The following is a 26,791-nucleotide window of genomic DNA, read 5'->3' as shown; positions in this document are numbered from 1 at the left end:
ATTCACGTCCCCGGTTTCGTCATTCGTTGCCTGAGTCTCGTCATTCACGACTCAGGTTTCATCATTCAGAAAGAACATCTCGTCATTCGCGAAAATCGCTCCACCCATCCAGACGGCCGGCCTCATCGATTCCGGCTGCACATCAATAGGAGGGATGGCCATGACTTCGATGGCACGCCCAATCCGCGATTATCTCCCGGGGCTGCTCGTCCTGGCTGGCGGGCTGTATACGGTGTATTACTACTATATGTACTGGCTCCGGGTGTACGGGGCGCTCTGTATTCCGGGCTATGGTGATCCGATCAAGGTGGAAGTGACGCAGGGGATCTGGATCCGGCTGGATGCGATCCTGTTCCCGACGGTGTTCGGGGTGATCCTGACGCTGCTCGGGGTCATGCTCATCTGGAAAAAGAAATTCGGGGCGGCTGTTGTGGCGTTTGTGCTGAGCGCGACGGTCATCAACTGGCCCGCTTTCATCCTCATTGCCGGCGGTGCCCTGCTTGGTCTGCTGTTCTGGCGGAAGAACTTGTTGCCGACCATCGATCTTCCCGATAAGACGATGGAATGGGTTGATGCGGAAGTCGGTTTATCCGTACTCAAATCGTTTCGGCGTCTTCCGTCGGAGGGACTCGCCTACTCGTTCCGCAATGAAAACGGCGAACACTTTGTTGTGAAAGAAACGGTCTCGGAACAAGCGGCAAAGCGGGAAATGAACGCCCTGACGGTTGCCGCCGACCGCGATCTTCCTGCCCCGGAAGCGAAAGCCGCCGAAGGCCGGTTCCTGCTGATGGCCCAAATGGAAGGATACCCATTTTTGCAGCCGCTCGATTTTGAGGCTTGGACTGATGAAATTGCGGGTATATTAACCACCACCCACACGGCCCGGATGCCGGAAGCGAAGGCACTCCGGCGGGCGGCAGAACCTGTCATTCCCGGCTGGGCAATCGACCGCGCCATCTGGGAGCGGGCCGCGCAAATTTTCCGGGAGGAAATGGCGGGTGCCGTTCCGGCCTTTGTCCATGGGAGTTTTGAGCCGGCCAATGTACTGTTCAGGGATGGCCGGGTGACCGGTCTGACAGGCTGGGGCCAGGCGGGCAGCGGGCCGGCACAGCTTGACGTCGGCCGGATGCGTGTCGCGCTCGAGTTGATCCACGGCGGAAACGTCGCGGATCGGTTCCTGGGCACGTATAAAAATTTGTCGAAAGACCGAAGCTTTAAATACAGCAGGTATTGGGACCTTCTGGCGGTGTACGGCTGGCTGGAACAGGATCCGGGCAGCATCGCCTCCCATTGGAGACGGTTCGGCATCACGACCCTTTCCGAGGATGAAGTGATGCGCCGCCTTGAACGGTTCGTGAAAACCCTGATAGACAAGGAGTGAGGCAGTGAAGGATATCGGGATCCTTCTCCTGTTTATCGTCCCCGGCGCCATCATTGCCGTGACAGGGGCCGGCGCTGAATCCATGACGCTCAAAATCAGTTCCATGCTGCTTGCCGCGGTGCTCATAGTCGTGGCACTGGTTGCGGGGATTCAATCCGTTGCCCAAAACAGGGAGAAATACAGTAAACGATAAAAATTCTGTTTATTTTGGTTATTTCTCTGGTGAATAGGGAATGCTTCACGATAAGTCGTTCCGCTGGTGCGGGGCGGCTTTGCTGTGTCGCAAAACAGCCGCCACCCTTCATGGATGGCGGCTGCTTTCATTTTTCCTTCTGACGGTTGTCAGGCTGACCGTTCTTCTTGCCCGCGGCGTCCGCACGCTTGAACTCATCCTGATACAGCACTTCCTGTGCGTCGCGGAGACCGTTGTTGGTCTCTGCCATGCGCTCGTGCGGTTCCCGGTTTCCTTTCTTCATTTCAAACACTCCCTTCGAATCCATAGGTTCTCCCGTTACAGAACCGCTTAAACGTGGTACAACGGAGTAAGGAAGGAGCGGATACGGATGAAAGACGGAAAAACCCGCGCGGACGTAAAGCCCGGCCAGCGCGTGAAAATCGTACTCAAGAAAGATCAGCGCACGGGCACGCTGACCGAAGGGACCGTGAAAGATCTCCTCACGAATTCACCGACCCATCCCCATGGCATCAAGGTTCGCCTGGAGGACGGACAGGTCGGGCGCGTAAAGGAAATCATCGAATAAGGGAAATGGCGCATGCGGACTGCCGCATGCGTTTTTTTGTACCTTAACAAAGTTCTAAAACGTGCTTCATACGCCCTTCATACGGAAGGGGTATGGTGAAGGCAAACGGTGGCGGAAGGAAGAGCGGACACAGGGAGGCTGTGCGATGAGACGGCTGTTGGTGATCGGGCTTGCGACGTTGTTCTTTTCGGGATGCATGGTGGATGTGACCGCGCCGGTAAAACAGGCACCGCCGGAGCAACAGGTGGAGGCGGCTGCCCTGCAGCCGGCCGTACTGGCGGAAGTTCCGTCCTATTACGGAGATTACCGGCCGGGTCAGAGAATCACCGATGACCGGCGGCTCAGGAAGACCGGCGAGGTGATGCGCGACAGCCTCGGCGAGATGGAAGTACTGAAGGCGACCGGCCAGCAGAAGCGGGTGAACACAGGACCGGCAGAACTGACGATCAGGGAAACGAAGCTCCTCCGCTATGAGCCGGAATCCAGTGAATCCAGCCTGGCGGGGAAGTTTACGCCCGAGCCGGAGTTTGAGTTCGTCAAGCTGTTTGTAGAGGTCCGGAACATCGGGGATGAGCCCATTCATTTTAATCCTCTCGCTGAAATCAACACCGACAAGGGGGAGGCGCTCCTCTGGAAAAACGACATCTACCAGGAAGGACTTGGCGGGGAGATTCCGCCTGGCGAGGTGAAGGCCGGCAACATCGGGTTTATCCTGGAAGACGCGAATGTACAAGTGCTGTCTCTGAAAACGGGCGTTGTCGTCCGGGCCGCAGACGGGAAGCTTGCGGACGCGAGGGAGGTCGAGATCAGGTTCTAACACATTACTGCATCATTCGGGGGGAAATCAGGTGGAGGAGGTGCGATGGATGCTCTTCATGAAGCAGTGGCGATTCCTATTTCGCAGGACGGGTCAGGAGAATCGGGAACCCGGCCGGCTCCGTAAACGCAAAGTCGGTGTACCGGTCATGCGGAGAGGCTAAGGAAATATGTCGCATGCCAATTGACACGCGTCTGTTTGACCGGATGTGACTTCCGAAACGTCCGGAAATATCATTGGAGACTATTCTCCTAATATCAGGGTTTTTCTTAACAATTTCATATAATCCGCTTCACAATTCCTTCATATCCGCGCCGTATCGTGGGTTTGTAGAGATTGATGGAGGAGGAAATCGGATGAAATGGTTTAAGAAATTCGCACCGATTGCACTGGCAGGAGCAGTGGCAGTTTCGGGTGTCACGGCAGGGGCAGGGGAAGCGACGGCGAAAGGCCCGGGGAATAACCAGGCGAAAGTGAAGAATGTCATTTTCCTGATCGGTGACGGAATGGGCGTATCCTACACATCGGCATACCGCCAGATGATGGACGACCCGAGGACGAAAGAACTGGAGCCGACGGCATTTGATCCGTACCTGGTCGGCCAGCAGACGACCCATCCTGATGACCCGAACGAGACGATCACCGACTCGGCATCCGCGGCGACCGCGATGGCCGCAGGCATCAAAACATACAACAACGCGATTTCGGTGGATAACGACGAGTCCGAGGTCAAGACGGTGCTTGAGGCGGCAAAGGAAAAGGGCAAGGCGACCGGCCTTGTCGCCACTTCCGAGATCACCCATGCGACGCCTGCATCGTTCGGGGCGCATGACATCTCCCGGAAAAACATGAATGCGATCGCGGACGATTATTTTGATGAGAAAATCGGTGATTCACATAAAGTGGACGTCCTGCTCGGTGGCGGGACGGACCTGTTCAAGCGGGCCGACCGCGATCTGACGGAAGAATTCCAGGAGTCCGGCTATTCGTATGTGACGGACCGGGAAGCGCTTCTGGAAAATGATGATGAGCAGGTGCTCGGCCTGTTCGCGCCGGCCGGCCTGCCGAAGATGATCGACCGCGACGAGTCGGTGCCGTCCCTCCGCGAAATGACGGAATCGGCGATTGACCGCCTGAGCGGTGACAAGGATGGTTTCTTCCTGATGGTCGAGGGCAGCCAGGTGGACTGGGCGGGCCATGACAACGACATCGTCGGGGCGATGAGCGAGATGAGGGACTTTGAAGAGGCGTTCAAGGCAGCCCTGGAATTCGCCAAAAAGGACAAACACACTTTGGTGATCGCAACAGCCGACCACTCGACGGGCGGCTTCTCGATCGGTGCGGACGGCATCTATAACTGGCATCCGGAACCGCTCCTGGCGGCAAAGCGCACGCCGGACTTCATGGCGGAGGAAATCGCGGACGGCCGTGATGCAGGTGAAGTGCTCGGGGAGTACGTAGACCTTGAGTTGACGAAAGAAGAGATTGCTTCTGTGCGTGATGCCGCCGAAAAAGGCAGCGTGACCGGAATCGACAATGCGATCGAAGAGATCTTTAACGAGCGCTCGTTCACGGGATGGACAACGGGCGGCCATACAGGCGAGGACGTACCGGTTTATGCATTCGGGCCGCAACGGGACAAGTTCTTTGGGCAGCTTGACAATACCGACCATGCGAAGATCATCTTCGACTTGCTGAAGGCGGATGTGAAGATCGAAGACAAGTGATCAGTGCATGGGATCAGGAGGAATCGTGATGAAACGGACAACTTTGATCATCGGTCTGGCGGCACTGCTGCTTGCGGGCTGTACAGGGGAAAAGGCAGAAACCGAACATGCCAGGGAAGCGCAGAAAGTGGCGGCGGCCGCACTTCCGGCAGCTGAAGAGCAAAAAGCTCCGGCCTTCTATGAGGGCTACCCGGCCAGCCCGCAGGTGACGGACGATCGGTTGCTTCAGCAGCCGGGCGGGACAATCCGCGACAGCCGCGGTGAGGCGGAACTGCTTAAAAACGGCGAGAAAAAACAAATCAAAGCCGGTCCGGTCGAACTGACCGTCCATGAGACAAAGCTGTTCCATTATTATCCTGACTACAGCCTGATCGATTTCTATCATGCATACACCCACGAGACGGACTTCCCGGTCGCCAAATTGTTCGTCGAAGTGACGAATACCGGGGACGCACCTGTCAACTTTGGCCCGGTCGCCGTTCTGGAGACCGAAACCGGGGAAAACAAGCTCTGGGAGGACGACATCTATCTCGAAGAGCTCGGTGGTGAAATCGCCCCGGGCGAAACGAAAAAGGGAAGTGTCGGATTTATCCTGGAAGACGGGACTGCCGATCATCTGACTGTCAGAACAAGCGATGTATTTGACGTGAAAGGCGAAAAACTCTCCCGAGGCGAGGAGTTTGAGCTCCGGCTGGGCGATGGTGAAGAGGAATAGGCAATAAAAAACGCATGCGGGCTGCATGCGTTTTTTTTAATGGAGTGCCGTCGCGAAAATGCGAGTTGCGGTCGCGAAATCACATGCTGCGGCCGCGAACCGGACATTATTCCAAAATGCACATAAATACACGCATGCCAAAGGCACGCGTGTTCAGGCTGTCTGCTGTTTCCGGATTTTCCGCTCGGTGATCCAGTTGCCGATGATCCCGATCCAGAGAAAGCCCACGAACCACCAGCGATAGTCAGCGTAAAAGTCCCTTCCGATATCAAAAAACGCCAGCGCCACCGGGATCACGCCGATGATCATCAGTGCAAAAAAGAAATTGCTCAGTTTTTTCATGACTTCACCTGCTTTCAGGTTGCTGGGCCGGGAGCGCGCATAGTTTTCTATGCGCGGTTCCAGAAGTTCTATGCGCGCTCATCGTGTTTCTATGCGCGGTTCCACCCATTCTATGCGCACACACCGCCCGCCGGCCCTCCCGTGATGCAGACTTTATTCTACACGAAATAAGGATTGCGGGTTACCGCCGGTTGTGCAATAGTTGGAAACAACAAGAGACAATGGGGGCGCCTGAGATGAAGCAGAAGGGGCAAGTATTGGGTTTTATCGGGATTGTAATCTTCATTCTGTTTCTGTCGGCGCCTTTGCTGGTGATGGTGCTGTTCGCCGGCGGGCAGGCTTGGATGCCGGTCGCAGCGGCGGTAGTTCTTACGGTGATTTTATTGTTCGGCTTCGCCATCTTTGGTGTCCGGCAGAGAAAGATTGTATTCGGCATTCCGCTCATATTGATCGTCATCGGTTTTCTCATCGCTGCGCCGGGACTCTACAAGTTGACGAAGCCGGTCGTGCAGGCCGACGGAGTGGACCTGTATGAGTACGCGCCGTTCCTCGAAGGAACGAAAGCGGCGTCGCTGAACGGGCCGGCTTCCTTCAAGGTGGAAGGTGACCTCCCTGTAATGGATGGTGCTACGGCGCTTTATCCGCTGTATGCCTCGTTCGCGCAGGCGGTGTATCCGGAAAAAGACTACGACCCGTACATGAGTGAAGTGATGTCGAGCCGGACCGGCCAGGCGTACGAGAGCCTGATCAATGGCGAAGTGGATATCATCTTCGTTGCCGGTCCATCGGATGCCCAGAAAGAACGGGCAAGACGGGCCGGAAAAGAACTGGAGCTCACGCCGATCGGCAAAGAGGCGTTCGTCTTTTTCGTCAATGAAAGCAACCCGGTCGAAGGGCTGACCCAGGAAGAAATCCGCGGCATCTACTCCGGCAAGATCACCAACTGGAAGGAAGTCGGCGGCAAGGGCACGGAGATCCGCGCCTACCAGCGTCCGCCGGACAGCGGCAGCCAGACGGCACTCGAAGCATTCATGGGCGATACGCCGATCATGGTGGCGCCGACCGAACAGACCGCAGACCTCATGAGCGGCATCATAGAAGATGTCGCCGACTACCGCAACTACGGCGGCGCGATCGGCTACACATTCCGTTTTTATTCGCAAACAATGATCGGCGATGATAAAGTCCGGCTGCTCGCGGTCGACGCTGTGGAACCGACGGCGGACAACATCCGATCAGGCGACTATCCGATCGTCAGCGAACTGTACGCCGTCACCGCCGGCACCGATAACCCGAATGTCAAACCGTTCATCGACTGGATCCTGTCGGAGGAAGGGCAGGAAATTGTGGAGAGGACGGGGTATGTGGGAATCGGTAATTAAATTGGCAGACTGAACCCGGTCACGTGTGTGGCCGGGTTTTTAGAATCCATAATTGTCACTTATAAGTGACATGTGTATAATATAAGTGACAAGTTTCCGGTTGGAGGGACTTTTGTGAAGGACGTGACACTGAAGAACGCGGTGAAGCTGAAACGGATCGAACGGGGCGAGATGACTCAGGGGGAACTGGCCAAACGGGTAGGGGTGACACGCCAGACGATGAATCTGATCGAAGCCCAGAAATACAACCCGACGATAAAAGTCTGCCTGCAGATTGCAAAAGTGCTGGATGCGAAATTGGATGAACTGTTCTGGATGGAGGATGAGGCATGAAATTGTTATTTACGTATCTGCCGGCATTGGGCCTTCTGCTGCTCCTCTTGATTCTTGAGAACTTAATCCTGAAATGGACGGCGATCGTTGCCGGAGCGGTGCTGATTGCCGCGGCCAAGTGGCAGCGGTCGAAGATGAAGGAAGAGGAGATTGAATACGATGACCGGGTCAATGGGAACATCACCAAGTGGTCTCTCAGGACCTTGTTTGTGATGAATGCCCTGCTGCTCGCAATGCTTGCCCTGGATAATTGGGGCACTGTACCCGTGGAATTGTCTTCGGACACCCTATTCGTGTATGTGCTGATCTCCTTGTTCGTGCCTTTTTACATCATCCCGGCCATTGTAAAGCGATTTTAAGGAGGGAGACGGATGACTGTCGATCTGATTGTGTTTGGGCTGATTTTCCTTGTCCTGGGTTATTTGATCGGAGTGAAGAAAATGACTTTTCTTCTTGCGGGGTTCAATGAGCAGCGTGTGCGCGACAAGGACAGACTCGGCCGGCTTGTGGGCGGCGCAATGGGAGCTTTGGGCGCCATCATGCTGATGGCGGGGTTGTTCGGAGCAGAGCCTGCCCAGCCGCTTCTCGTCGGAAGTGTGATCGTGATGCTGTTGCTTGTCGTCTACGTCAATGCCAAAATGGTGGAATGAAGAAGAAAGCGGTCGGGAATCCGGCCGCTTTCTTTAATTTTTTCTCACACAACCTACCGTTTTCCACGCCACACATCCGACCAGCGTTCCGAATGTATTCAGGATCACATCGTCGACATCTGTCGTGCGGCCGAGGAAATACTGGACCGCTTCCACACTGCCCGACAGCAGCAGGCCGAGGAGCGTTCCCTTTAAAATCAAATGCCGTCGGACGGTCCTTCTCGCCGCGAACAGGAATCCGAACGGCACAAACAGCAAGATGTTGAGCCCGATATTGCGGAGCGGAACGGCCGGACCTTCCGCGTTCACAATCATTTCCGACATGCTGTGAAATGGAATCAGATTGACGTTCTGTTCGCCGGCGGGTCCAAGGTCTTTCGGGTATAGCGTGATGAACATGATCGCCATGACGCTCAGCGCGAACAGAACGTTGACGAAAATCTGTTTCCGGCTCAGTCCCGGATTCCTCAGATGAAGAACGGCAAAGATCACCCCCGCGACGACAGCGGTGAACAAAAACAGCGGGATCACCCCATCAAACGCTCTCCAAAGCTGTTCCATGGCGGCACCTCCAGGTGAGAATACTCCCTGTCTACCCGGGAAGCGGGCGGGACATGCAGGGAGGAAATCAGGGAGCAAAACGAGAAAGGAAATGGGCGGAGAGCAAAGGGGGAGAGTGGATGATGGAACGTCCGGCCGAGCGGGATTCTTATTTTGCCAGAACAATTGAGGCACTGTCGGCATCCAACCTGGTTGAAGGAATCATCCAGTTGGGTTCTGGGGTAGAGGGGTATCGGGACGAACTTTCCGATATCGATTTGATGGTCGCCGCCTCCCGCGAAGAGGACGTGGAGGAGACTAAAGCGTATGTTCAACGGGTAATCCGTAATTTCGGGGCATTTTATATCAAGGAAAAACAGCTCGGCAATGACATCTTTCTGATCATCGCTTTCCTGGAAAACAGACTGGAATTCAATGTTTCCATCGTTCCGCGGGAGCTGTTGACGGTCAGGTCTCCTCTTTGGAAGGTGGTCGCCGACAAAACCGGCCGGGTCACGGAGAAAATGGCTGCCGAAGATCAGAAATTCCGTTCCCGGACAATGAAGTATGGAACGGGAGCTGATCTGCCATTCGAGTTCGTCTATGCTTCTTTGAGTTTTGATAAGGAACTCAAGCGGAATAATCCAATCTATGGCCTCAGGATGCTGGAAGAGATGAGGGAGTGCACGCTCATCATCCAAGCGCTGAACGAGAACAAGAAGCTGCACCAGTTCAAAGCTTTCGGTACGATGGATGCTGTTTTCATCGACAGGTATCTGTCCGCGTTTCCGAAGGGGAACAAGCCGGGAGAGTTGAGGGAAGCGGCAGTTAAACTGCGTCAACTGTTCGTTGTAACCATAGAGAAAAGTGATGTACTGTCACTAGAGCCTGAATTGAAGCGGCTTCTTCATTCGGAGGGCGGGGAATCAAAGGAGACGATCATATGAACACAAACTGGTGGAAAGCACTCGAGATGGACTATCCGATCATCCAGGCGCCGATGGCCGGTTCTACTACGCCGGGGTTTGTCGCGGCGTGCCTGGAAGCAGGGATTCTCGGTTCGCTAGGGGCGGGTTATATGACGGCGGAGGATACGCGGGCAGCAATCCGGGAGATCCGGGATCTCTCCGCTAAGCCGTTCAATGTGAACCTGTTCGTGCCGGAACGGCCGGAGCGGGACGAGAGGGTGATTGGAGAAGCGCACCGGGCATTGGAACCTTACCGGGAGGAACTCGGACTGCCGGGGGAAACACCGGCTCTGAGCGAGAGTGAGTTTTCCCGTCAGGTGGCCGTCTTGATCGACGAAGGCGTGGAGGTGGTGTCATTCACGTTCGGGCTACCCGATGAGGAGACGGTCCGGAAGCTGAAGGACGCAGGAGCCTTACTGATCGGTACGGCGACGACACCGGAAGAAGCAATGGAAGCGGAGCGGAGCGGGATGGACGCGGTCGTGCTGCAGGGGAAGGAAGCGGGGGGACACCGGGGCGCATTTCTGGATGACGACCGGTTCCTGGCGCTGCGCGAACTGCTCGGCGAGGCCAAACTGACGGTGCCGGTCATCGCAGCCGGCGGCATCCATGACGCGGAAACGGTCCGCGCAGCGCTGGATGCCGGTGCTTCCGCTGTCCAGGTCGGGACTGCGCTCCTTGTCACGGAGGAAAGTGGCGCGAACGACTTACATAAGGAAGCGATCCTGAAATCCTCCGAGGGGGAGACGGTGATCACCAAGGCATTCAGCGGCAAGAATGCCCGAGGGCTCAACAACCGTTTTATCGAGGAAATGGCAGAAGCCGCGATCGCGCCGTACCCCATCCAGAATGACCTGACGAAACCGATCCGCTCGGCCGCCGGCAAACAGGGCAAGACGGGTCTCTTGTCGCTCTGGTCGGGGGAGAGCGGATGGAAAGCCAGGCGCGGGAAGGTGTCCGAGATTGTCAAAAGGCTGATCGGAGAAGAGAAATGAAGTTCTATCGATTCGATGTGGGTACAGCGAAGCCGATTACGAACGGCGGATCCAATTTCACCATCCAGCCGTTTGTCCGCTCCGGGGGCCGCTACCAAACCGCGCTGATGACACTCGGGAAAAACGGTGTCATCGGGTATCATCAGGCCGCTGTGCCGCAGCTGCTGGTCGTGCTCGCTGGCAGCGGGACCGTCTGCAATGAAGAAAAGCGGCACGTCCCTGTCCGGGAAGGGTCGGCCGTCTTCTGGGACAAAGGCGAGTGGCACGAGACCCGCTCGGAAAAGGGGATGACCGCCCTTGTCATCGAGGGGGAGGACCTTACAGAGGATGACATCCTACTGGAAACACACTGAATCAATCCCTTCGCGCAACTGCCGCGGAGGGATTTTCTTCCGGGATGGATCTTTAACAAGCCCTCAACAATCTCTCAACATTCGATTGTTAAGCTCTCAGTTGAATGTATTTGAGTGGAGGGAACCGGAGTGAAGTTCAGGAATATTGTATGGACGGGTGTGGCAGCTGCCGGGCTGCTGATTGCAGGCGGACAAAGCTATAAGGTGCTCGGGGAGGAGCCGGCATTTTTCCAGTACCAGGGCGGTCATATGAACGTGTCTCAGATCGGACAGTATGACAGCGGCTCGGGGGAAGGCGGGACGGAGATCCTTGCCTATGATGAGAAGCTAAAGCGCGCGTTTGTGACAAACGGAGCGGAGTCGGCGATCGATGTGCTGTCATTCGAAAGGCTGGATTCCGGTGAATTCAGCATGATGAAGCGGCTGGACCGTATCCATCTTGCCGAGTTCGATATCCGGGATGTGGACGACATCACGAGCGTGGCGGCCCATCCTGAGCGTGACCTGGTCGCGCTGTCGGTTGTCAGCGATCCGAAGACCGATCCTGGCTACGTCGTTCTGCTGACGAAGGACGGAAAGTTCGTCGGAAAAATCGAGGTTGGTGCGCTGCCGGACATGGTGACGTTCACGCCGGATGGCAAGAAACTGCTGGCCGCCAACGAAGGTGAGCCGGCTGATGACTATTCGGTTGACCCGGAAGGCAGCATCTCGGTCGTTGACTTGGACACGCTCTCCGCAAAGACACTGACGTTCGAAGGCGTGCCGCTGGATGAAAACGTCCGGGTCGGTTCGAAGGGGACCGTCCTTCAGCAGCTGGAGCCGGAATACATTACGGTGTCGGAAGACAGCAAGAAGGCGTTCGTGACACTCCAGGAAAACAACGCCATCGCAACAGTCGACCTGGAATCTGACAGGATCATCGATGTCAAAGGGCTTGGCGTGAAGGACCACTCGCTCCCTGGCAACGAGCTTGACGGAAAAGAAAACGGCGAGACGAAGCTGGAGCGGCTGCCGCTCCTCGCCCTCTATATGCCCGATGCCATCGATACATTCTCTACCGGGGGCAAGACCTACATCGTGACGCCGAATGAAGGCGACGCGAGAGACTATGATGCGTATTCTGAAGAAGCCGAGATCGGCGAAATAGCTGACAAAATCAAACTCAACGCCGAGCACTACGAAGGCTATAACCAGAAAAAGCTGGACCGCCTGACGGACAAGGGGCTGCTGGATGCACTGGCGGACACGAAGATCACCCTTGAGAACGGATTAAATGAAGACGGTGACTATGAGGCGCTCTATACATACGGCGGACGCAGCTTCTCCATCTTTGACGCCGAGACGATGGAACTCGTCTATGACAGCGGCAATGAATTTGAGAAAATCACCGCCAAGGCTCTTCCGGAATACTTCAATACGACTAATGACGAAATCACGTATGACGGCCGCAGCTCTTCAAAAGGGCCGGAACCGGAAACCGTGGTGACCGGCGACATCAACGGCACGACTTATGCCTTCATCGCCCTCGAGCGCACGAGCGGCATTATGGCGTATGACCTGAGCCGCCCGGAAAAGCCGAAGTTCGTCACGTTCATCACGAGCCGTGACTTCAGTGAAGACGTGGAGGGAGACGTTTCTCCGGAAGGTCTTCAATTCATCCCGGGAGATGCCAGCCCGACCGGAAAGCCGCTGCTTGCAGCGACCCATGAAGTGTCGGGAACTGTCGCGGTGTACGAGTTCGACTCGCCCAAAGGAAAGAAGAATTAAATGCAGAAAGACTCCTCTCCCGGAACGGAGGGGAGTCTTGTTTTAAGGTTATTTCACCTGGGAAACCGTCAGCCCATCCCCGACCGGAATCAGCAGTGACTCTAGCTTTGGATGGTTCGAAACCGTTTCGTTGAAAGCTTTCATGATCCCGGTGTTTTGCGTAGGTGCTTTGGATTCGTCCGACACGGTGCCGCGAGCCAGGACGTTGTCGCAGACGATCAATGCGCCCTTTTCGGCGATCCGGATGCAGGCTTCGAGATAGTTCTCGTAGTTTTCCTTGTCGGCGTCGACAAAGAAAAAGTCGAATGTCTCGCCGCGATCGGCCAGCTTTTCGAGGCTGTCGAGAGCAGGGCCTATCATGTAGGTGACCCGGTCGCCGAAACCGGCTTTGGTGAGGTTGCTTTTGGCAAGGTTGGCATAGTCGTCGACCAGTTCGAGTGAGGTGAGCGTGCCGCCGCCGGCCATACCCCTGGCCAGGCAGATGCCGCTATAGCCGCCGAGTGCGCCGATTTCAAGGATGCGTTTCGCACCCGAGATCGAAGCGAGCATCGTCAGAAGTTTCCCCGAGGCGGGCGGGACGGAGATCTGCTGCATGCCGTTATCCCTGATAGAGGTGAGGACTTCATCAAGCAGCGGATCGGAAGAGGTAAAAACAGATTCGATATACTCATTCGTCTTTTTCATGGCTCTCTCCTTCAGTTTGACTGGCTGAAAAGTTGATAAACCACTTTGGCCGCCCATGCGGCAATCACGATCCAGACCAATAAAATGACGAGTCCGGCCAGCCAGTTCTTCGGTTTTCCGGCTTTCATCAGTTCTTCCGCTTTCACTTCGCAATCAGTGATGACCTCTTTCGGAATCATCTTCAGCGCGAACATCACGCCAAGAGGAACGAGGATGATATCGTCCAGATAGCCGATGATCGGAATGAAATCCGGTATTAAATCGATCGGGCTGAATGCGTACGCCACCACACAGGCAGTGAAAATCTTTGCGTGTATTGGGACTCGTTTGTCTTTATAGGCAAAGTACAGCACAAAAATCTGCCGTTTTAAATTCCTTGCCCAAGCCTTGATGTTATTGAACATATGATCTCCTGATTTCTGGGCTTGATGGGTTCACGTTGCGCTAATGTCATACAGATAAAGATCCGGGCCGTCCATCATAAGCAGCCTGGGGCCACGGGTGGAGATCATCCGCGGCGAGAGTTTCTTTCCGTTTGGTTTCCGGAACTCCAGACGGCCACGACGGACATAGCGGCTGCCTTTTCTCTCAGTGAAGAAGAAGTGCTTGTCTTCACTGAATAATATATGGCTGCCATCTTTCGATACGGCCATGGCATAGGCACCGTCTATATCGGTTGCGTAGAAAGCGGTCTCTACGTCCTGTGTGAACCCAACGTCAAAGTCCGTATAGTAATGAAAGACTGCTTCATTCCCGGTGACCGTCATTGCATAGCAATCATCGATGACCCGGTTGCCGGTTTCTTTATATTCCCAAGCGATCCGGCCATCCGCTTTCCATTTTACAAGGCCGGATTTGCCCAGCGGATCGTCCCATCCAAAGTTTCCGGATACTCCCTCATCGAAGTAGCCGCACCAGATGTGATTGTCGGGCGTGACTGACAGATGCTCGATGCCGTCTCCGAGACAAAATGTGCGGAGGGTTTTTCCTTCCGTTGAACAGACTCGGGCATTCCTCTCGATCTTACCATTCCCGTAATTATGGGAGCGCGCAGAACAGAGAAGCAGATTCTCCCCGTCATCGATCGGCTCAAAAAAATGGTAATTCCATTTCTCGCCGGGAAAATCGTGAATCTGCTTACTCCCGTCCCGGATGACGATTCCCCGATAGGTCCGCGATTCTTCCGTGACCGTCGGCGGGAACATGCCGTCAATATAGTCAGGGACATGCTCAGTCAGCAGCACACAGAACTCGCCTTGAGCACCGATGGCAACGCTGACAGGAATAAAACCGGTCACCTCCTCTGTGATAGAGTAGACCGGCTGGAGCGGGATGGTTTTGTCCGCCATCAGTCCCTGTACGTGACGGCTGTGCCCGTCGCGATACACATCATCATGCCTTCACGAAGTGTTTCAAAGTCGAGGTCGACGCCGATCACGGCATTCGCGCCGAGGCGTTTCGCCCGGTCCTGCATCTCCTGCAGGGCAATCTCGCGGCCTTCCGCCAGCTTGTTCTCATACGCCGAGCTGCGGCCGCCGATCACATCCGTCACCGATGCGAAAATATCCCGGACAATATTCGCCCCCATGATCGCCTCTCCGACCACAATACCGTGATACGTCTCGATTTTCTTGCCTTCCAGAGAATTCGTTGTCGTCACCAGCATGATGAATCCCTCCATTTTCATGATACCTGTTGTACGCTTCGGCGGACCGGAACGTTTCATCTTAATAGAATCTTCATGATTTTATGAAGGGAAGATTCATATTTTGAGCGTATGGTGAAAGGAGAAAGCAGCGGGCGTGGAATCGGGACACTCAGGTGGAGAATCGAGACATTCAGTTAGGGTATCGAGACATTCATAGGAGGTATTGCGACATTCAGGCGCAGTATCGAGACATTCAGAGAATGCGCCCGTTTGCGTAACACTCACGCCGCCCCCGCTCCGCTTGCAAATAATTTCCTGAACCGGGGCTTAAGCCTGAAACGTTGGGCACCGCTCGGACGTATAGTGTAGTAACGGGATCGGCGGTCCCGGAGCGGAATCGGTCTGGAGGCTGAGTCGGATTCCCGCCGGAGGCCGTTTTGGAAAAGGAGGGTCCGGTCCACAATGAAGATAACGAATGACAAGGCCGGGCCGGCATTCCAAAGCGGGCCGGGGCCGGATAACAGGGGGAACACCATCGTGAAGGAGATCTATATCGTACTGACCGATACGGGGACGGTGCTGTCAAAGATCATCCGCCGCTACACGGGCTGCCCGCTGAACCACGTCTCCATCGCGTTCGATGAGCGGCTCGAGGAAATGTACAGCTTCGGCCGGGTTCGGCAGCGCAATCCGTTTTCCGGCGGGTTTGTAAAGGAGCGGGCGGGAGAAGGGCTTTTGAAAGACGCGCAATGCGCGGTGTTCCGGTTCCGCGTGACGCAGGACGAGCTCATGCGGATCCGGGAGCGCATTCTGGAGATCGAACGGGAACGCGACCGCTACACGTATAACTTCATCGGCCTGATCGGCGTGATCCTGAACCGGGAAATCTGCCGCAAGCGGGCGTACTTCTGCTCGCAGTTCGTCGTGGCCATGCTGGCGTCGGCGGGCGTTAAAATTACAGACGAGCCGGCGTGGCGGGCGCAGGCCCGTCATTTCACCCAGTCGAGCCAGCTGGAGCCGGTGTATGAGGGACCAATCCGCAATTTCGTGGCACCGGGGAATATCGTCACCATCAGCCCGCGCCGGGGGATCCGGGCACGCCTGCCGCGTGTCCCGTTCAGGCGGGCGGCATCGTGAAGGGCTGATTCCGGTATACTGAATCAAGGGTAGATGGGCTGCCAAGGTTGTTGCATGAACGTAATGAATGAGCGCCAGGAGACGGATGAGTCCGTTCTCTGGCGCTTTATCAAATAAACAAACAGGATAGGGGGAGTCCGCTGAAGTTGCTGCTGACGTCAAATGGCTTCTATACAGATGAGATCAAGAGGCGGTTTTTGGATTTGCTTGATGCGGACCCCCACTCCCTGGAAGCCGCCATCATCACGACGGCCTCGCCCCAGAAAGAACAGAACCGCTTTGCGAAAAAAGCGGCAAGTGATTTTGAGAAAATGGGCTTCCGGAAGGTGGACTGGGTGGATGTCGAATCGGAATCACCGAACGATCTTTTACAGAAAGACGTCATCTATATCAATGGCGGCAATCCGTTTCATCTGCTGGAGCAGGTGAGGAAAAGCGGGGCGGACCGGGTTCTGGCGGAACTTGCGCAGAAGGATGCGGTCATCGTGGGCGTCAGTGCAGGGGCGGTCCTTCTCGGCCCGGACATCAGGATCGTCCATCACTTCACGCCGCAGCTGAATGCGCGGAGTATCGAAGACTTTTCGGCACTGGGCCTGACGGACAAGCGGGTTTTCCCTCACTATGACCGGGAGGACCTATTCGGGGACGCAACGGGGAGGACGATCGAGGAGCGGATCCGTGAGTTTGAAACGATTGAATCATGCAGCGTCACGAGATTGAACGACAACGGCTATCTGGTCGTGGAAACATAAAAGCTCAGGGACGGAGACGCATCCCTGAGCTTTTTACATGATGATCAAAAAGAAGTTGTGGAACGAGTGAAGGATGATGACGGACCAGAGCGAACCGGTTTTCCTGAAAATCCACCCGAATACCAGACCGACGAACAGGACGTACGCATGGCTGCCCGAATTAAAGAAGATGCACTGGTACAGCCAGATCGGATAGTGGATGACCAGGAACAGGAGCGCCGTGGCCACATTCGCTTTCCAGAAGGGGAGCCGTTTCGCCAATGCCTGAAGAAACAGGCCGCGGAAGACGATTTCCTCGGTGAGGCCGACAAGGAGAAAGACGTTGAGAAATTGATCGATAGAAACGTTGAAATGGAAACCTCCGCCGTTCAATACATACGCCTGGATGGAGAACCAGAGTCCCAGCAGGGCGGACAGGCCGAAGCCCCAGAGCAGGCCGCTGCGAAGGTTTGTGTTCAGCTTCAGAAAGTCTGCCGGATTGATTTTCAGGCGGAATTTGATGAACAGCCAGACCGGAACGATCCAGACCATGATCTTGAGGGCCGCTTTTGCCAATGCTGTTGCTGTTTCCGGAAGTTCGCTCAAATACGGAGGAAGGACGATTTCCCGGAACGACCAGGCGGCCAGGAAAAGAATGAAATAGATGCCAAGGGTCCTGTAGAAGCTGTCGGTTTTTTCTCCATAGCGGATGCTGTCCATGGTCGCGGTTGCCTCCCATCAGTGATCTGTCCGAACGCTGCTTTTCAGCCGGAAGGCCGGCTTGATTTCCGCCACAAGCACGGCGACCAGGATCAGTGCCGCTCCGAACACCATCCGGCCGGTCATGACGTCATTAATGAACAGGACGGCAAGCACAGAGCCGAAGAATGACTCCAGTGACAGGATGACGGCCGCCTTTGTCGGCGTCGTGTAGCGGAATGCGAGGTTCTGGCAGACGTAGGCGATCGTCGTCGAGAAGACGGCCAGATAGACGACCGACCAGATTGCTTCATTGGACGGACTTGCCGGGAAGCCTCCCTGGAGAAGGACAGCCACCGTGCTGAGGAGAGCCGCTGTCGCGAACTGGACGATGGTCAGTGCCAGGGCGTCCTCTTTTTTAACAAACAGATTCGTATAGAAAATATCAAATGCGAAACCGACCGCGCACAGCAGGGTGAGCAGGTCGCCGATATCGATGGTGAATGAGCCCTGCAGCGACAGGAGCGCAATCCCGATGAGCGCAATGACGGATGCCATCAGCTCATGACGATCTATCCGCCGCCGGTACACGAGATAGGCGATCACCGGCACGATGACGACATTGACCGCCGTCAGGAATGCGTTCTTGGAAGGCGTCGTATATTCAAGTCCGACCGTCTGCAGCGCGAACGCCACAAAGAGGATCGTGCCGAGCACCGCACCTTTCCAGAGTACGGACTTTGAGATCAGCCGGAGCTTCTTGTAGAAGAGGACCGTGATGATCAGCGTTCCCAGGAGGAACCGCCCGGCCATCACCTCATAAGCTGTCAGATGCTCGAGCGCAATCGCCGTCATGACAAACCCGCTTCCCCAGACGATGGCGGTGATGAGAAGCAGGATGTCCCCGATATACCGTTTCATGGCCGACCCTCCCCGTGATTTCATTCTTTTAATATATCACGAGAGTGAAGGAAGGGGAGAAGGGATTTTAGAGGGGAGCGACGGTGGGTTTGCGTATGAATCCGTGAAGTTTGATTAGGAAAAAGGGGGCCGGCTGAGGGTTTCGAGTACGAATCCATAAAGTTTGCTTGCGAAACTGCAAGTTTTCTTCAGTTATCCACGTGTGCCAGGATACCTGCCCCTCCCTTATCCCCGAACATATCCCCAACCTCCACAGCCAAAATCTGATTTCGGCGAGAAATCCGGGGATAACCCGGATATCCACAAGCGTTTTATAGGAGTAGGAAGAAGTTCTCCACAGGAGTTGGAAATCAAAGGTTCTCCTAGTTTTAATTTTCTAGGGCATCATTTCCAAGACTCGTGGGTAGTTAGTGCCAGTAAGGTGTAACAGCTTTCCTATTTACTCAAGATTGAATACAGACTTTTGTCCGATTAGAGAAACAGGGAATTTCTGAGAGAATTAATGACAATAGAGATTTCCGTTTCCGGGAGTGTGAATCAGTGAAGGTATTGGATGTACAGCAATTTCATGAGGGGCTACATCGGAATATAGAGAAGTTGAACCGCCTGGAAGAAGAGGTACAGACAATTAAACAGGCGGTGGAAGAACTTGTCATGTTGGAGGATGCTTTAAAGGGAGAAGGCGGCAACGCCATTCGCTCGTTTTACCAGGAATGTCATTTGCCGCTGTTGGATTCCTTTATAAGTTTTAAAAGCCGTTTCGCTGATACTCTCCGGCGTATCGGAGAAGCACTGGATTCATTCGAGCCGGACCGGATGGGAAACATCAGGCAGGAATTTCTCGAAGGGGAAGTCCAGGCGGGGTTAGAGGAGATTCGTGGGATTACAGGAACGCTGACAGATGAGACGAACAGCATCATGGAGAGTGTTGCAGATATTGTATCACTTCCTCATCTCGATGACAGTGAAGTGCAGGAAGGTGTCAGATCCTCGGAGAGACAGCGCGACTCTACTATTGAAGGACTGATGGAATTCGACCAAAGCCAGACTGCGGCTTTATCTCCTGTTGCCATAGATTTGAAGAAGATGGAGCAGTGGATCATTGATGTAGAGAGTATGATGGCAGAGGGATTGACAGGCGTCGATTTTCCTACAGATTCATGGAAAGCAGTCACGGCCCGGCATCCGCTGCGACTTTCCTTCACTGCGCATGACGCATCTGTTGGAGGACTTTCTAATATGGCAGGATTGAATCGTCCCAACACGGTATCCGGAGCAAACTCCTATCCTGTACCTTTGGCCATAGCAGGTGAGACAAATACATACAATCTTTCAGAAGCTATACCACATAAAGATGAAGAGGGAATTAGAGAAAATAGCGTCGGGCAATTCTTAGAAGAAGCCGGGGAAGGCGCGATGAGCGTTGGGAAAGGCATTATGGACTTTTTGTTTCTTGAAGATTTAGAGACTCTTACAGATCCCGAAACATCAAGTGGAGAAAAAGTTCTTGCAGGCGCTTCTCTTTTGCCTGTAGGAAAGCTGATTAAAGGTATTAAATTGGGTGGGGAAATTTTGGGGATTAGCAATGCGGCAGATGGAATGGGACGAGCTGGTAAAGGTATAAATAGTACTGCTATGACCGGAAAAATAAAAGGGATTGAGAAAAAATATGATCAACCAGATGCTGTATCCAAAGAGGAATTATTAACTAAACCCAAGAATTCACCTAATCCAAGGAAGTGGATAGAGAAAGGTGGGCGTGTGTATATTGATAAAAATGGAACATGGATTTATCAGCATCCTGATGGCCACTTTGTCAGATATCCTAATGGATTTCCCGACTTTAAAGAGGCTGGATTTGTAAAACAAGAGGTTAATATAGGAAGATTTGAAAACTATAATACCGATTTCAAAAGAGCTGATGAGTTGGCACCAAATGGCCCTAGAGATGCGAAAAATAATACTTGGCACCATCATCAAGATGGCAAAACCATGCAAGAGATTAATAAGGAAATTCACAAAGAATATACCCATAGAGGCGGCATGGCTCTCAAAAAACGAAATTAAGGAGATTAATATGACTATTCAAAAGTTCGGTAGTGCAACGCTGCAGGAAATCACTAAAATTGAAAAACAGTATGAAGTAAAACTGCCATATGATTATGTGGAATTTTTGAAGGAATTCAATGGTGGCGTTATAGAAAAAAATGATGAGAACAAAGTTTTTATAAAGGACATCTCTGCCTATATTCATGTTGACGTGTTGTATGGGTTGCAAACTGGTAGTAGAACATCCGACATTGAAACCTGGATGAACAAATTTGAGGATGATTTACTGGAACATGCGATGATCATCGGTGACGACTTGATGCAGGGGTTCATTGTTCTGATTTGCGAGGGCGAATTTGAGGGCGTTTATTACTGGGATGACTCTTATCAATTTGATGAGTCTACAGATGAAGAGAACACCTATTGGATTGCAGATAGTTTCAGTTCTTTCATAAAACAACTCATATAAAACGGGGAGATATTAGTGGGCAAGACATTTGAGGATTACTTTTCTGAAGCACAGACCGATATGGTTGCAGTTTGTATGGAATATGCAGATCATCAAGCAGATGAAATATATATCTATGGCTCGTTTGAACCTAACATGTATGCTTTTGATGTTTTCTATAAGGTTAATGGGCAGGTTGTCCACAAACATCAATTAAATCAGACTGTTCAACAAACAGGTAATTTACAAACACATGAGTATGATGTTTCTGATAACAGGCAGTTGGCAATACTGAAAATCGGCATTAAGAACTTAAAAGAGATACGAAAAAAATGCGAAGAATATAATCGGGAAATGCCAACAGAAATCAAGCTGCATTATAATGCGAAACAAAACAAACTTAGCGGGAAATATCGCTATGATCTGGTGTATTCAAATAGTGAAGAGTTGCTTCCGGACCATATTTTTGATGCATGGTTTGAAGAAGTGAAAAGCCAAGATAACTAAGTGAAAAGAAACCCGCAGGGACTCCTTCCTGCGGGTTTATCGCCTATTGCTCAGGCCGCCTTGGACCCATTACCAGTGTACTTGAAGTTTATTTCCATTGGGGTCATAAAAGTGGAAGAAGGCATGGCCGTTATCCTCTTTAATATCTTCGACCTTAACTTGATGATCAATTAAGTGTTGATGAAAGTTGGATAATTCCGGACTTGTAAAGCCGATGCTGAATTCTGGTTCATGGTCAATTGTAAAGTGTGCATATGTTTCATCTTCGGTAGGAACTAAGATCAGCAAGAAATGTCCTTCATTTACTTTAATGATTGCACGTTCATCCGTAGTGTCTAGTAACTGGAGCCCTAATACATCCCTATACCATCGTGCGGACAGTTTTAAATCTTTTACAGGAATTCTAATGTAATGTACTTGTTCAATAAATGATTGGCGCATAGCCTTCGCTCCTTTTTTCAATCGGCATATTAAATTAGTTCCATTTCTATATACTTTGTTCCTTTAACGGAACGATAAATTTCCTGTAATCGGCTTTAAGAAGCCTTTTTGTTTCTTATATATCTATATAAATTAATAGCCACATTGATAGGGAAAGTAATTGCAAGTGCTAGTACAAATGATGCGGTTTGAGGGAGAAACATTGATGGGCCAACTAAAAAGTTCAAGATTGCAACCACTCCCAATGCACCTAAAGCAACTAAAGTATATATCCAATTATAGGTCCAACCCGTCTTTTTGTTATGTTCCATGTTAACAATGCCCCCCTTTATCTAGAAGATTAACTTTTGAATCCGCTCTGACTAAAGCAATTAAAATCCCAATTTTATCTATTTCATTTTATTATACTGAAGAAAATTGAATTTTAAACCCGCAGGGACACCTCCCTGCGGGTTTGATAGGATAAGGAGAAGAATAAGAATAATGCCTGGCGGAAGGCGGGAGGAGGTAATCAGATGGAGAAGTTTCCGGTGGCGATGAGGTTCTGCCATCCTTGGCGGTCTTATCAGGAAGAGGTGTTGTCGGAGCTTGATCAGCACCTGGAAAATGGGCATCTCCATCTGGTCGCGCCGCCGGGTTCGGGGAAGACGGTGCTGGGGCTGGAGGTGATGCGGCGGATCGGCAGGCGGACGCTGATTGTCGCTCCGACGATTGCGCTCAGGGAGCAGTGGACGGACCGGCTCACCGGACTGTTCCTGGAGGGCGTTCGGCCGGACTGGCTGTCGTCTGATCTTTCGTCGCCGGCATTTGTGACGGTGACAACGTACCAGTCGCTTCACGCGCTGTTCAAATCTGGCGGGGAAGGGCCGCTGCTCGCCGAAGGTTTAGGCACGATTGTGTTGGACGAGGCGCATCACCTTCGGACTTCCTGGTGGAAAACGATGATGGATATTAAAGAGGGGATCGGAAACCCGGTGGTTGTCGCCCTGACCGCGACGCCTCCTTATGACGAGTCGCCGGCCGGATGGCAGCGGTACGTTTCGCTGTGCGGACCGATCGATCTCGAAATCCCGGTTGCCTCGCTCGTGAAGGCGGGCGACCTGTGTCCGCATCAGGATTATATCCGCTTCACGGTTCCATCGGCCGGAGAGCTCTCTGATATTTTGGCGTTCCGGGAACGGACGGATGAATTCCTGGATGAGCTGCGGGAAGACGGGGAATTCATCCGCTATCTCGAGCAGCACCGGTGGATCGCTAAGACGGGGGCCCATGTCGAGGAGATCCTCGGGATGCCGGCGGTGTTTTCGGCGATGCTGATGGTATTGAAGGAAAGCGGTTCGGAGGCGTACCGGGAAGCGCTGCCTCTGATCGGCATGCCGGAGGAGACGATGCCGGCACTTGACCGGAGCTGGATGGAAGAGCTGCTCACGGGTCTTTTGTTCCGGCTGGGGGACGAAGAGGAGGAAACGGTCAAACGTCTGCGTAAAAAGCTGTCCCGGATCGGGGTCATCCACCGGCGCGCCGTTTACCTGACGTCCACGCCGGCGATCAGCCGCGCGCTTGTCCAGAGCCAATCGAAACTTAAGGCAGTTGCGGAGACCGTTCGTCTTGAAAGAGAGATATTAGGTGATCGGTTGCGTATGGTCATCCTGACCGATTACATACGGGCGGATGACATGCCGTCTGCGCCCGGAGATGAAAAGCCGCTGACCCGGATCGGCGCGGTTCCGGTGTTCGAGATGCTGCGGCGGACGTTGAGTGACCAGGTGAAGCCGGCCATTCTTACAGGCTCGATTGCGGTCGTGCCGGCAACGGCAGCGTCGAGGCTGGAGGGGGCGGTGCCGCTCCCGCATGATCCGTCGTTCGTGCGGATCCCCGTGAACGATGCGAACCGGCAGGGAATGGTCGCGGCTGTCACAGAGCTTCTTGAAAAAGGCGAAATCGATGTGCTCACCGGGACGGCGGCTCTCCTCGGCGAGGGCTGGGACGCGCCATGTGTGAACTCGCTCATCATGGCGTCCTATGTCGGTTCGTACATGCTGTCCAATCAGATGCGCGGCCGGGCGATCCGCCGCAACCCGGCTGACCGGGACAAGACGGCGTCGATCTGGCATTTGGTCACTGTCGACCGCGACGCGGAAGACGGCGGCGATGACTGGCGGTCGCTCGTCCGCCGGTTCCGTTCGCTTGCGGGGCCGGGGGCGGAGCGGGATATAATCGAGACGGGCATCGGACGGCTCGCGGTCGGGGAGCCTCCTTTTTCAATGGAGGAGATCGACCGGCTGAACGCGGAAATGGAGCGACGGGCCTGCTCGCGGGAATCGCTCCGGGAGCGGTGGATGCGAGCTGTCGATTCCGGCAACCGGATGGTGGAGGAGGCGGTCCTGCCGCGCCGCTCCGTCCCGAGGCCATTTTATCTCGACAATACGCTGAAGGGGCTTTTATATGTGGCCGGATTCACTGCGGCCGGTGCGGCGTGGGACGCGGGCGGCTGGATTCGCCAGCTGACCGACACGCCGTTCGGTGAATCCACTCTTTGGGGCGGGCTTGCCGGGCTTGCGGTCGCCGCGCCTTCCTTCTGGCGTGCTGGCCGACTGTACATGCGGCATCCCTCTGTCGAATCGAGCCTGAAGGAGATCGCGGAAGCGCTGTATGCCGCGATGCACCGGAGCGGGATGTTGGCCGAGCCGATAGAAGAGGATGCCATCCGGGTCACTGATGACGGGCAGGGCTATTACACATGCTGGCTCACGGTAGGCACGACCCATGAAAAGACCCGGTTCATGAACGCACTCGCCGAACTGCTCGGACCGATTGAGAACCCGCGATACCTGATTGTGCGGCGCTCGCGCGGATTCGGAAAGCGGACCGACATCCATGCCGTGCCGGAGGAACTGGGGCGTAAAAAGGAGACCGTGGAAATCTTCCTGGAAGAATGGAAAAAGCGTGTCGGCCGGGCCGATCTGATCTATACGAGGACACCTGAAGGCCGCCGCCGGCTGCTTGAGGCAAGGATGCGTGCGCTGTCCTCGGAATTCGTCCCGGAACCCGAGCGCATCAGCGGATGGCGTTAAAGTTATCCACGGGTGTCCGGATGTCTGCACGGCCCGAATCACCGGGTTTTCCCCCTCCTCCACAGAAAAATCCGACTTTTGCACGTGGATCCGGGGATAACCCGCTTATCCACAGGCTGTTTCGTGAAGTCGCCAAGAGTTCTCCACAACAAAGACGCCGAGGCCAATTGGCCAGGCGTCTTTGTTCAAGTCACCAGCAACACCATCTGATGCAGTTGTCCATCTTAGGGAATGAAGCAATCATCTATGACCTAGAAGGAAACCGACTGCATTCGCCGAATACAAATATGACACGACCTAAAAAATACAAAAGAGAGTTAATAGCGCCATCACCCATCACATATATGAGGGAGAAATCTAAGAGATAGCGAAAGCATATTCGAATTAACAGATAGGTAAAGAGAGCATTTGAGAAAATTGCTTCCTTGGTTGGATTCTACTACAAAGATCGAAGATACCACAGAATTAATAAAAGGATGCTTAAAGGGGTTTGCTGAAAACAAGAGCTTGACTTCTGTCATTTTGTTTGAGGGGAAAATTGTTGGAGTTGCCGGCTACAATGACATCAATTGGGCAAATAAAACTGCATATATCCAGTATTGGCTTGGAGAAGGATTTCAAGGACATGGAATAATGACCGCAGTGGCTAAAACATTGACCCATTATGCTTTTGATGAATTAGGTCTTAATAAGGTTGAAATAAGAGCAGCTGTCGGCAATAAGAAAAGCAGGGCGATTCCTGAGAGATTGAACTATGTAAATGAAGGATGTATTAGACAAGCAGAGTGGCTATACGACCATTACGTAGACCATGTTGTCTATGGAATATTGGGCGAAGAATGGAAGGGGAAATAGGTTCATCAAATCGGTTTACGAAAAGACGCCGAGGCCAATTGGCCCGGCATCTTTTTCATGCCAACAGCAGCGCATCCAAGTCAAGAATCTCTATCTCTTTCTGCCCATTCTGCCGGATCCACCCCGCATCCTCGAACTCCGCGAACTTGCGGCTGATCGTCTCGGGCGTCGTGCCGAGATGCGATGCCAGGTCCTTCCTCGTCATCGGCAGCCTGATGGTCGGGGAGTTCAGCCGATCCGATAGTTCGGCAAGGTACATGGCGATCCGGGTGTCGGCGGGTTCCGTCGCGAAGCTCGCCGCCTGCTTTTCGGAGTGGCCGAGCCGGCGGGCGAACTCATCCATGATGCGGAGCGAGATGGTCGGGTATTTCAAGAGGAAAGACTGCAGGTCTTTCCGTCCGAGTGTGCAGAGTTCGGTTTTCTCAAGTGCCTCCGCATAGGCGTCATGGACCGTCTCATTAAAGACGGCGAGCTCTCCGGTAAAGTCACCGGGCCCGAGGATCCGGACAAGCTGCTCCTTGCCGTTGTCGGACAGGCGGTAGATTTTCACCCGTCCTTTATGGACGATATACAGCCGGTCGGATGTATCGCCTGCCGAGTAGATCGTCTCTCCGCGCTTTACCTGCCTGGGTACGACCGTCCGGACGATTTCCCGGAGCTCCGCTTCGTCAAGGTGATTAAAGATCGGCACGATCGAGATGCACATGTCATGCGCATGGTCTGATTCAGCGTGTGCACAGGAGGCGCACTGCTGCATCGGTTCCTGTTCCATCCCGCTCCGCCCCTTTCCCTAATTTCGTCATTCGAGCCGTCAATCTCGTCATTCGGCCGTTCGGTCTCGTCATTCGGCCGCTTGATCTCGTCAT

At 53.7% G+C, this 26,791-nt stretch carries 33 protein-coding genes; 21 read left to right on the top strand and 12 right to left on the bottom strand.

Features of this window, described 5'->3' with window-relative positions; all coding sequences use genetic code 11:
- Positions 1 to 160: 160 nt before the first annotated feature.
- Positions 161 to 1,381, top strand: a complete 1,221-nt coding sequence (locus DZC51_RS05315) for a phosphotransferase (protein ID WP_157294333.1) — start codon at positions 161 to 163, stop codon at positions 1,379 to 1,381.
- Between the two features lie 4 nt (positions 1,382 to 1,385).
- Positions 1,386 to 1,574 (top strand): hypothetical protein, encoded by a 189-nt coding sequence (locus tag DZC51_RS05310; protein ID WP_157294332.1) that lies wholly within the window; start codon positions 1,386 to 1,388, stop codon positions 1,572 to 1,574.
- Positions 1,575 to 1,701: 127 nt separating this feature from the next.
- Here DZC51_RS05310 and DZC51_RS05305 read toward each other — a convergent pair whose 3' ends face one another.
- Positions 1,702 to 1,857 (bottom strand): YfhE family protein, encoded by a 156-nt coding sequence (locus DZC51_RS05305; protein WP_157294331.1) that lies wholly within the window; start codon positions 1,855 to 1,857, stop codon positions 1,702 to 1,704.
- Between the two features lie 87 nt (positions 1,858 to 1,944).
- Here DZC51_RS05305 and DZC51_RS05300 point away from each other — a divergent pair, with 87 nt between their 5' ends.
- The 4 genes from DZC51_RS05300 to DZC51_RS05285 all read left to right on the top strand — a co-directional run bounded on the left by DZC51_RS05300 (position 1,945) and on the right by DZC51_RS05285 (position 5,401).
- Positions 1,945 to 2,142, top strand: coding sequence for a YwbE family protein (locus DZC51_RS05300; protein ID WP_157294330.1), 198 nt, complete (start codon positions 1,945 to 1,947; stop codon positions 2,140 to 2,142).
- Positions 2,143 to 2,287: 145 nt separating this feature from the next.
- Complete coding sequence (locus DZC51_RS05295; RefSeq protein WP_157294329.1) at positions 2,288 to 2,959, top strand: DUF4352 domain-containing protein; 672 nt, start codon at positions 2,288 to 2,290, stop codon at positions 2,957 to 2,959.
- A gap of 356 nt (positions 2,960 to 3,315) precedes the next feature.
- Entirely contained in the window at positions 3,316 to 4,686 is a 1,371-nt protein-coding gene (locus DZC51_RS05290) for an alkaline phosphatase (protein ID WP_157294328.1), read from the top strand.
- Between the two features lie 28 nt (positions 4,687 to 4,714).
- Positions 4,715 to 5,401: a DUF4352 domain-containing protein gene (locus DZC51_RS05285; RefSeq protein WP_157294327.1), complete on the top strand. Its 687-nt coding sequence runs from the start codon at positions 4,715 to 4,717 to the stop codon at positions 5,399 to 5,401.
- Between the two features lie 153 nt (positions 5,402 to 5,554).
- Here DZC51_RS05285 and DZC51_RS05280 read toward each other — a convergent pair whose 3' ends face one another.
- Positions 5,555 to 5,743, bottom strand: coding sequence for a hypothetical protein (locus DZC51_RS05280; RefSeq protein WP_157294326.1), 189 nt, complete (start codon positions 5,741 to 5,743; stop codon positions 5,555 to 5,557).
- A gap of 236 nt (positions 5,744 to 5,979) precedes the next feature.
- Between DZC51_RS05280 and DZC51_RS05275 the strand changes: the two genes are divergently transcribed.
- The 4 genes from DZC51_RS05275 (at position 5,980) to DZC51_RS05260 (ending at position 8,108) form a co-directional block, all read left to right on the top strand.
- Positions 5,980 to 7,125, top strand: a complete 1,146-nt coding sequence (locus DZC51_RS05275; RefSeq protein WP_157294325.1) for a substrate-binding domain-containing protein — start codon at positions 5,980 to 5,982, stop codon at positions 7,123 to 7,125.
- A gap of 114 nt (positions 7,126 to 7,239) precedes the next feature.
- Positions 7,240 to 7,458 (top strand): helix-turn-helix transcriptional regulator, encoded by a 219-nt coding sequence (locus DZC51_RS05270; RefSeq protein ID WP_232524063.1) that lies wholly within the window; start codon positions 7,240 to 7,242, stop codon positions 7,456 to 7,458.
- Positions 7,455 to 7,817 carry a hypothetical protein gene (locus tag DZC51_RS05265; RefSeq protein WP_157294324.1) on the top strand — a complete coding sequence of 121 codons (363 nt, stop codon included), beginning with the start codon at positions 7,455 to 7,457 and terminating at the stop codon, positions 7,815 to 7,817. Before DZC51_RS05270 ends, DZC51_RS05265 begins: the two co-directional genes overlap by 4 nt.
- A 12-nt stretch (positions 7,818 to 7,829) precedes the next feature.
- Positions 7,830 to 8,108, top strand: coding sequence for a DUF3784 domain-containing protein (locus DZC51_RS05260; protein WP_157294323.1), 279 nt, complete (start codon positions 7,830 to 7,832; stop codon positions 8,106 to 8,108).
- Between the two features lie 33 nt (positions 8,109 to 8,141).
- Here DZC51_RS05260 and DZC51_RS05255 read toward each other — a convergent pair whose 3' ends face one another.
- Entirely contained in the window at positions 8,142 to 8,669 is a 528-nt protein-coding gene (locus tag DZC51_RS05255) for a VanZ family protein (protein ID WP_157294322.1), read from the bottom strand.
- Between the two features lie 119 nt (positions 8,670 to 8,788).
- Here DZC51_RS05255 and DZC51_RS05250 point away from each other — a divergent pair, with 119 nt between their 5' ends.
- The 4 genes from DZC51_RS05250 (at position 8,789) to DZC51_RS05235 (ending at position 12,731) form a co-directional block, all read left to right on the top strand.
- Positions 8,789 to 9,595, top strand: coding sequence for a hypothetical protein (locus DZC51_RS05250; protein ID WP_157294321.1), 807 nt, complete (start codon positions 8,789 to 8,791; stop codon positions 9,593 to 9,595).
- Complete coding sequence (locus DZC51_RS05245; RefSeq protein ID WP_157294320.1) at positions 9,592 to 10,611, top strand: NAD(P)H-dependent flavin oxidoreductase; 1,020 nt, start codon at positions 9,592 to 9,594, stop codon at positions 10,609 to 10,611. Before DZC51_RS05250 ends, DZC51_RS05245 begins: the two co-directional genes overlap by 4 nt.
- Positions 10,608 to 10,964 (top strand): cupin domain-containing protein, encoded by a 357-nt coding sequence (locus DZC51_RS05240; protein WP_157294319.1) that lies wholly within the window; start codon positions 10,608 to 10,610, stop codon positions 10,962 to 10,964. Before DZC51_RS05245 ends, DZC51_RS05240 begins: the two co-directional genes overlap by 4 nt.
- Before the next feature lie 129 nt (positions 10,965 to 11,093).
- Positions 11,094 to 12,731, top strand: a complete 1,638-nt coding sequence (locus DZC51_RS05235; RefSeq protein ID WP_157294318.1) for a choice-of-anchor I family protein — start codon at positions 11,094 to 11,096, stop codon at positions 12,729 to 12,731.
- A 48-nt stretch (positions 12,732 to 12,779) separates the two neighbouring features.
- Here the strand turns inward: DZC51_RS05235 and DZC51_RS05230 are convergent, their stop codons facing one another.
- Genes DZC51_RS05230 through DZC51_RS05215 form a run of 4 tightly spaced genes read right to left on the bottom strand, consistent with a single transcriptional unit; the run spans position 12,780 to position 15,081 of the window.
- Positions 12,780 to 13,415, bottom strand: a complete 636-nt coding sequence (locus DZC51_RS05230; RefSeq protein WP_157294317.1) for an O-methyltransferase — start codon at positions 13,413 to 13,415, stop codon at positions 12,780 to 12,782.
- 11 nt (positions 13,416 to 13,426) lie between these two features.
- Positions 13,427 to 13,819 carry a YkvA family protein gene (locus DZC51_RS05225; RefSeq protein ID WP_157294316.1) on the bottom strand — a complete coding sequence of 131 codons (393 nt, stop codon included), beginning with the start codon at positions 13,817 to 13,819 and terminating at the stop codon, positions 13,427 to 13,429.
- Positions 13,820 to 13,849: 30 nt separating this feature from the next.
- Positions 13,850 to 14,803, bottom strand: coding sequence for a hypothetical protein (locus tag DZC51_RS05220; protein ID WP_157294315.1), 954 nt, complete (start codon positions 14,801 to 14,803; stop codon positions 13,850 to 13,852).
- A complete protein-coding gene (locus DZC51_RS05215; RefSeq protein WP_157294314.1) occupies positions 14,764 to 15,081 on the bottom strand; it encodes a YbjQ family protein in 318 nt (105 codons plus the stop codon). Before DZC51_RS05215 ends, DZC51_RS05220 begins: the two co-directional genes overlap by 40 nt.
- 444 nt (positions 15,082 to 15,525) lie before the next feature.
- On the opposite strand from DZC51_RS05215, the gene DZC51_RS05210 reads away from it, so the two are divergent.
- Complete coding sequence (locus DZC51_RS05210; protein ID WP_157294313.1) at positions 15,526 to 16,200, top strand: hypothetical protein; 675 nt, start codon at positions 15,526 to 15,528, stop codon at positions 16,198 to 16,200.
- A 146-nt stretch (positions 16,201 to 16,346) separates the two neighbouring features.
- Positions 16,347 to 16,952, top strand: a complete 606-nt coding sequence (locus DZC51_RS05205) for a Type 1 glutamine amidotransferase-like domain-containing protein (RefSeq protein WP_232524062.1) — start codon at positions 16,347 to 16,349, stop codon at positions 16,950 to 16,952.
- A 33-nt stretch (positions 16,953 to 16,985) separates the two neighbouring features.
- Here DZC51_RS05205 and DZC51_RS05200 read toward each other — a convergent pair whose 3' ends face one another.
- Together DZC51_RS05200 and DZC51_RS05195 are read right to left on the bottom strand one after the other, a co-directional pair.
- Positions 16,986 to 17,651 carry a CPBP family intramembrane glutamic endopeptidase gene (locus tag DZC51_RS05200; protein ID WP_157294312.1) on the bottom strand — a complete coding sequence of 222 codons (666 nt, stop codon included), beginning with the start codon at positions 17,649 to 17,651 and terminating at the stop codon, positions 16,986 to 16,988.
- Between the two features lie 18 nt (positions 17,652 to 17,669).
- The gene (locus tag DZC51_RS05195) at positions 17,670 to 18,551 is read right to left on the bottom strand and encodes a DMT family transporter (RefSeq protein ID WP_157294311.1); all 882 of its coding nucleotides are present in this window, start codon (positions 18,549 to 18,551) and stop codon (positions 17,670 to 17,672) included.
- A gap of 540 nt (positions 18,552 to 19,091) precedes the next feature.
- On the opposite strand from DZC51_RS05195, the gene DZC51_RS16200 reads away from it, so the two are divergent.
- The 3 genes from DZC51_RS16200 to DZC51_RS05175 are packed head-to-tail and all read left to right on the top strand — an operon-like array spanning position 19,092 to position 21,555.
- Entirely contained in the window at positions 19,092 to 20,618 is a 1,527-nt protein-coding gene (locus DZC51_RS16200; protein WP_198304065.1) for a T7SS effector LXG polymorphic toxin, read from the top strand.
- A 10-nt stretch (positions 20,619 to 20,628) separates the two neighbouring features.
- The gene (locus tag DZC51_RS05180) at positions 20,629 to 21,069 is read left to right on the top strand and encodes an SMI1/KNR4 family protein (RefSeq protein ID WP_157294310.1); all 441 of its coding nucleotides are present in this window, start codon (positions 20,629 to 20,631) and stop codon (positions 21,067 to 21,069) included.
- A 15-nt stretch (positions 21,070 to 21,084) separates the two neighbouring features.
- Entirely contained in the window at positions 21,085 to 21,555 is a 471-nt protein-coding gene (locus DZC51_RS05175) for a DUF600 domain-containing protein (protein WP_232524061.1), read from the top strand.
- A 69-nt stretch (positions 21,556 to 21,624) separates the two neighbouring features.
- On the opposite strand, the gene DZC51_RS05170 is transcribed toward DZC51_RS05175, so the two are convergent.
- Positions 21,625 to 21,996: a VOC family protein gene (locus DZC51_RS05170; RefSeq protein WP_157294309.1), complete on the bottom strand. Its 372-nt coding sequence runs from the start codon at positions 21,994 to 21,996 to the stop codon at positions 21,625 to 21,627.
- A gap of 95 nt (positions 21,997 to 22,091) precedes the next feature.
- Positions 22,092 to 22,307 carry a hypothetical protein gene (locus DZC51_RS05165; RefSeq protein ID WP_157294308.1) on the bottom strand — a complete coding sequence of 72 codons (216 nt, stop codon included), beginning with the start codon at positions 22,305 to 22,307 and terminating at the stop codon, positions 22,092 to 22,094.
- A gap of 204 nt (positions 22,308 to 22,511) precedes the next feature.
- On the opposite strand from DZC51_RS05165, the gene DZC51_RS05160 reads away from it, so the two are divergent.
- Complete coding sequence (locus DZC51_RS05160; RefSeq protein WP_157294307.1) at positions 22,512 to 25,070, top strand: DEAD/DEAH box helicase family protein; 2,559 nt, start codon at positions 22,512 to 22,514, stop codon at positions 25,068 to 25,070.
- A gap of 408 nt (positions 25,071 to 25,478) precedes the next feature.
- A complete protein-coding gene (locus tag DZC51_RS05155) occupies positions 25,479 to 25,925 on the top strand; it encodes a GNAT family N-acetyltransferase (protein WP_157294306.1) in 447 nt (148 codons plus the stop codon).
- A gap of 55 nt (positions 25,926 to 25,980) precedes the next feature.
- On the opposite strand, the gene DZC51_RS05150 is transcribed toward DZC51_RS05155, so the two are convergent.
- Positions 25,981 to 26,697, bottom strand: coding sequence for a Crp/Fnr family transcriptional regulator (locus DZC51_RS05150; protein WP_232524060.1), 717 nt, complete (start codon positions 26,695 to 26,697; stop codon positions 25,981 to 25,983).
- Positions 26,698 to 26,791 lie beyond the last annotated feature (94 nt).

Source organism: Bhargavaea sp. CC-171006 (assembly GCF_009761675.1).
Classification (GTDB): domain Bacteria; phylum Bacillota; class Bacilli; order Bacillales_A; family Planococcaceae; genus Bhargavaea; species Bhargavaea changchunensis.
The sequence above is the reverse complement of the archived record's forward strand: the minus strand, read 5'-3'. Positions and strand labels throughout refer to the sequence as shown.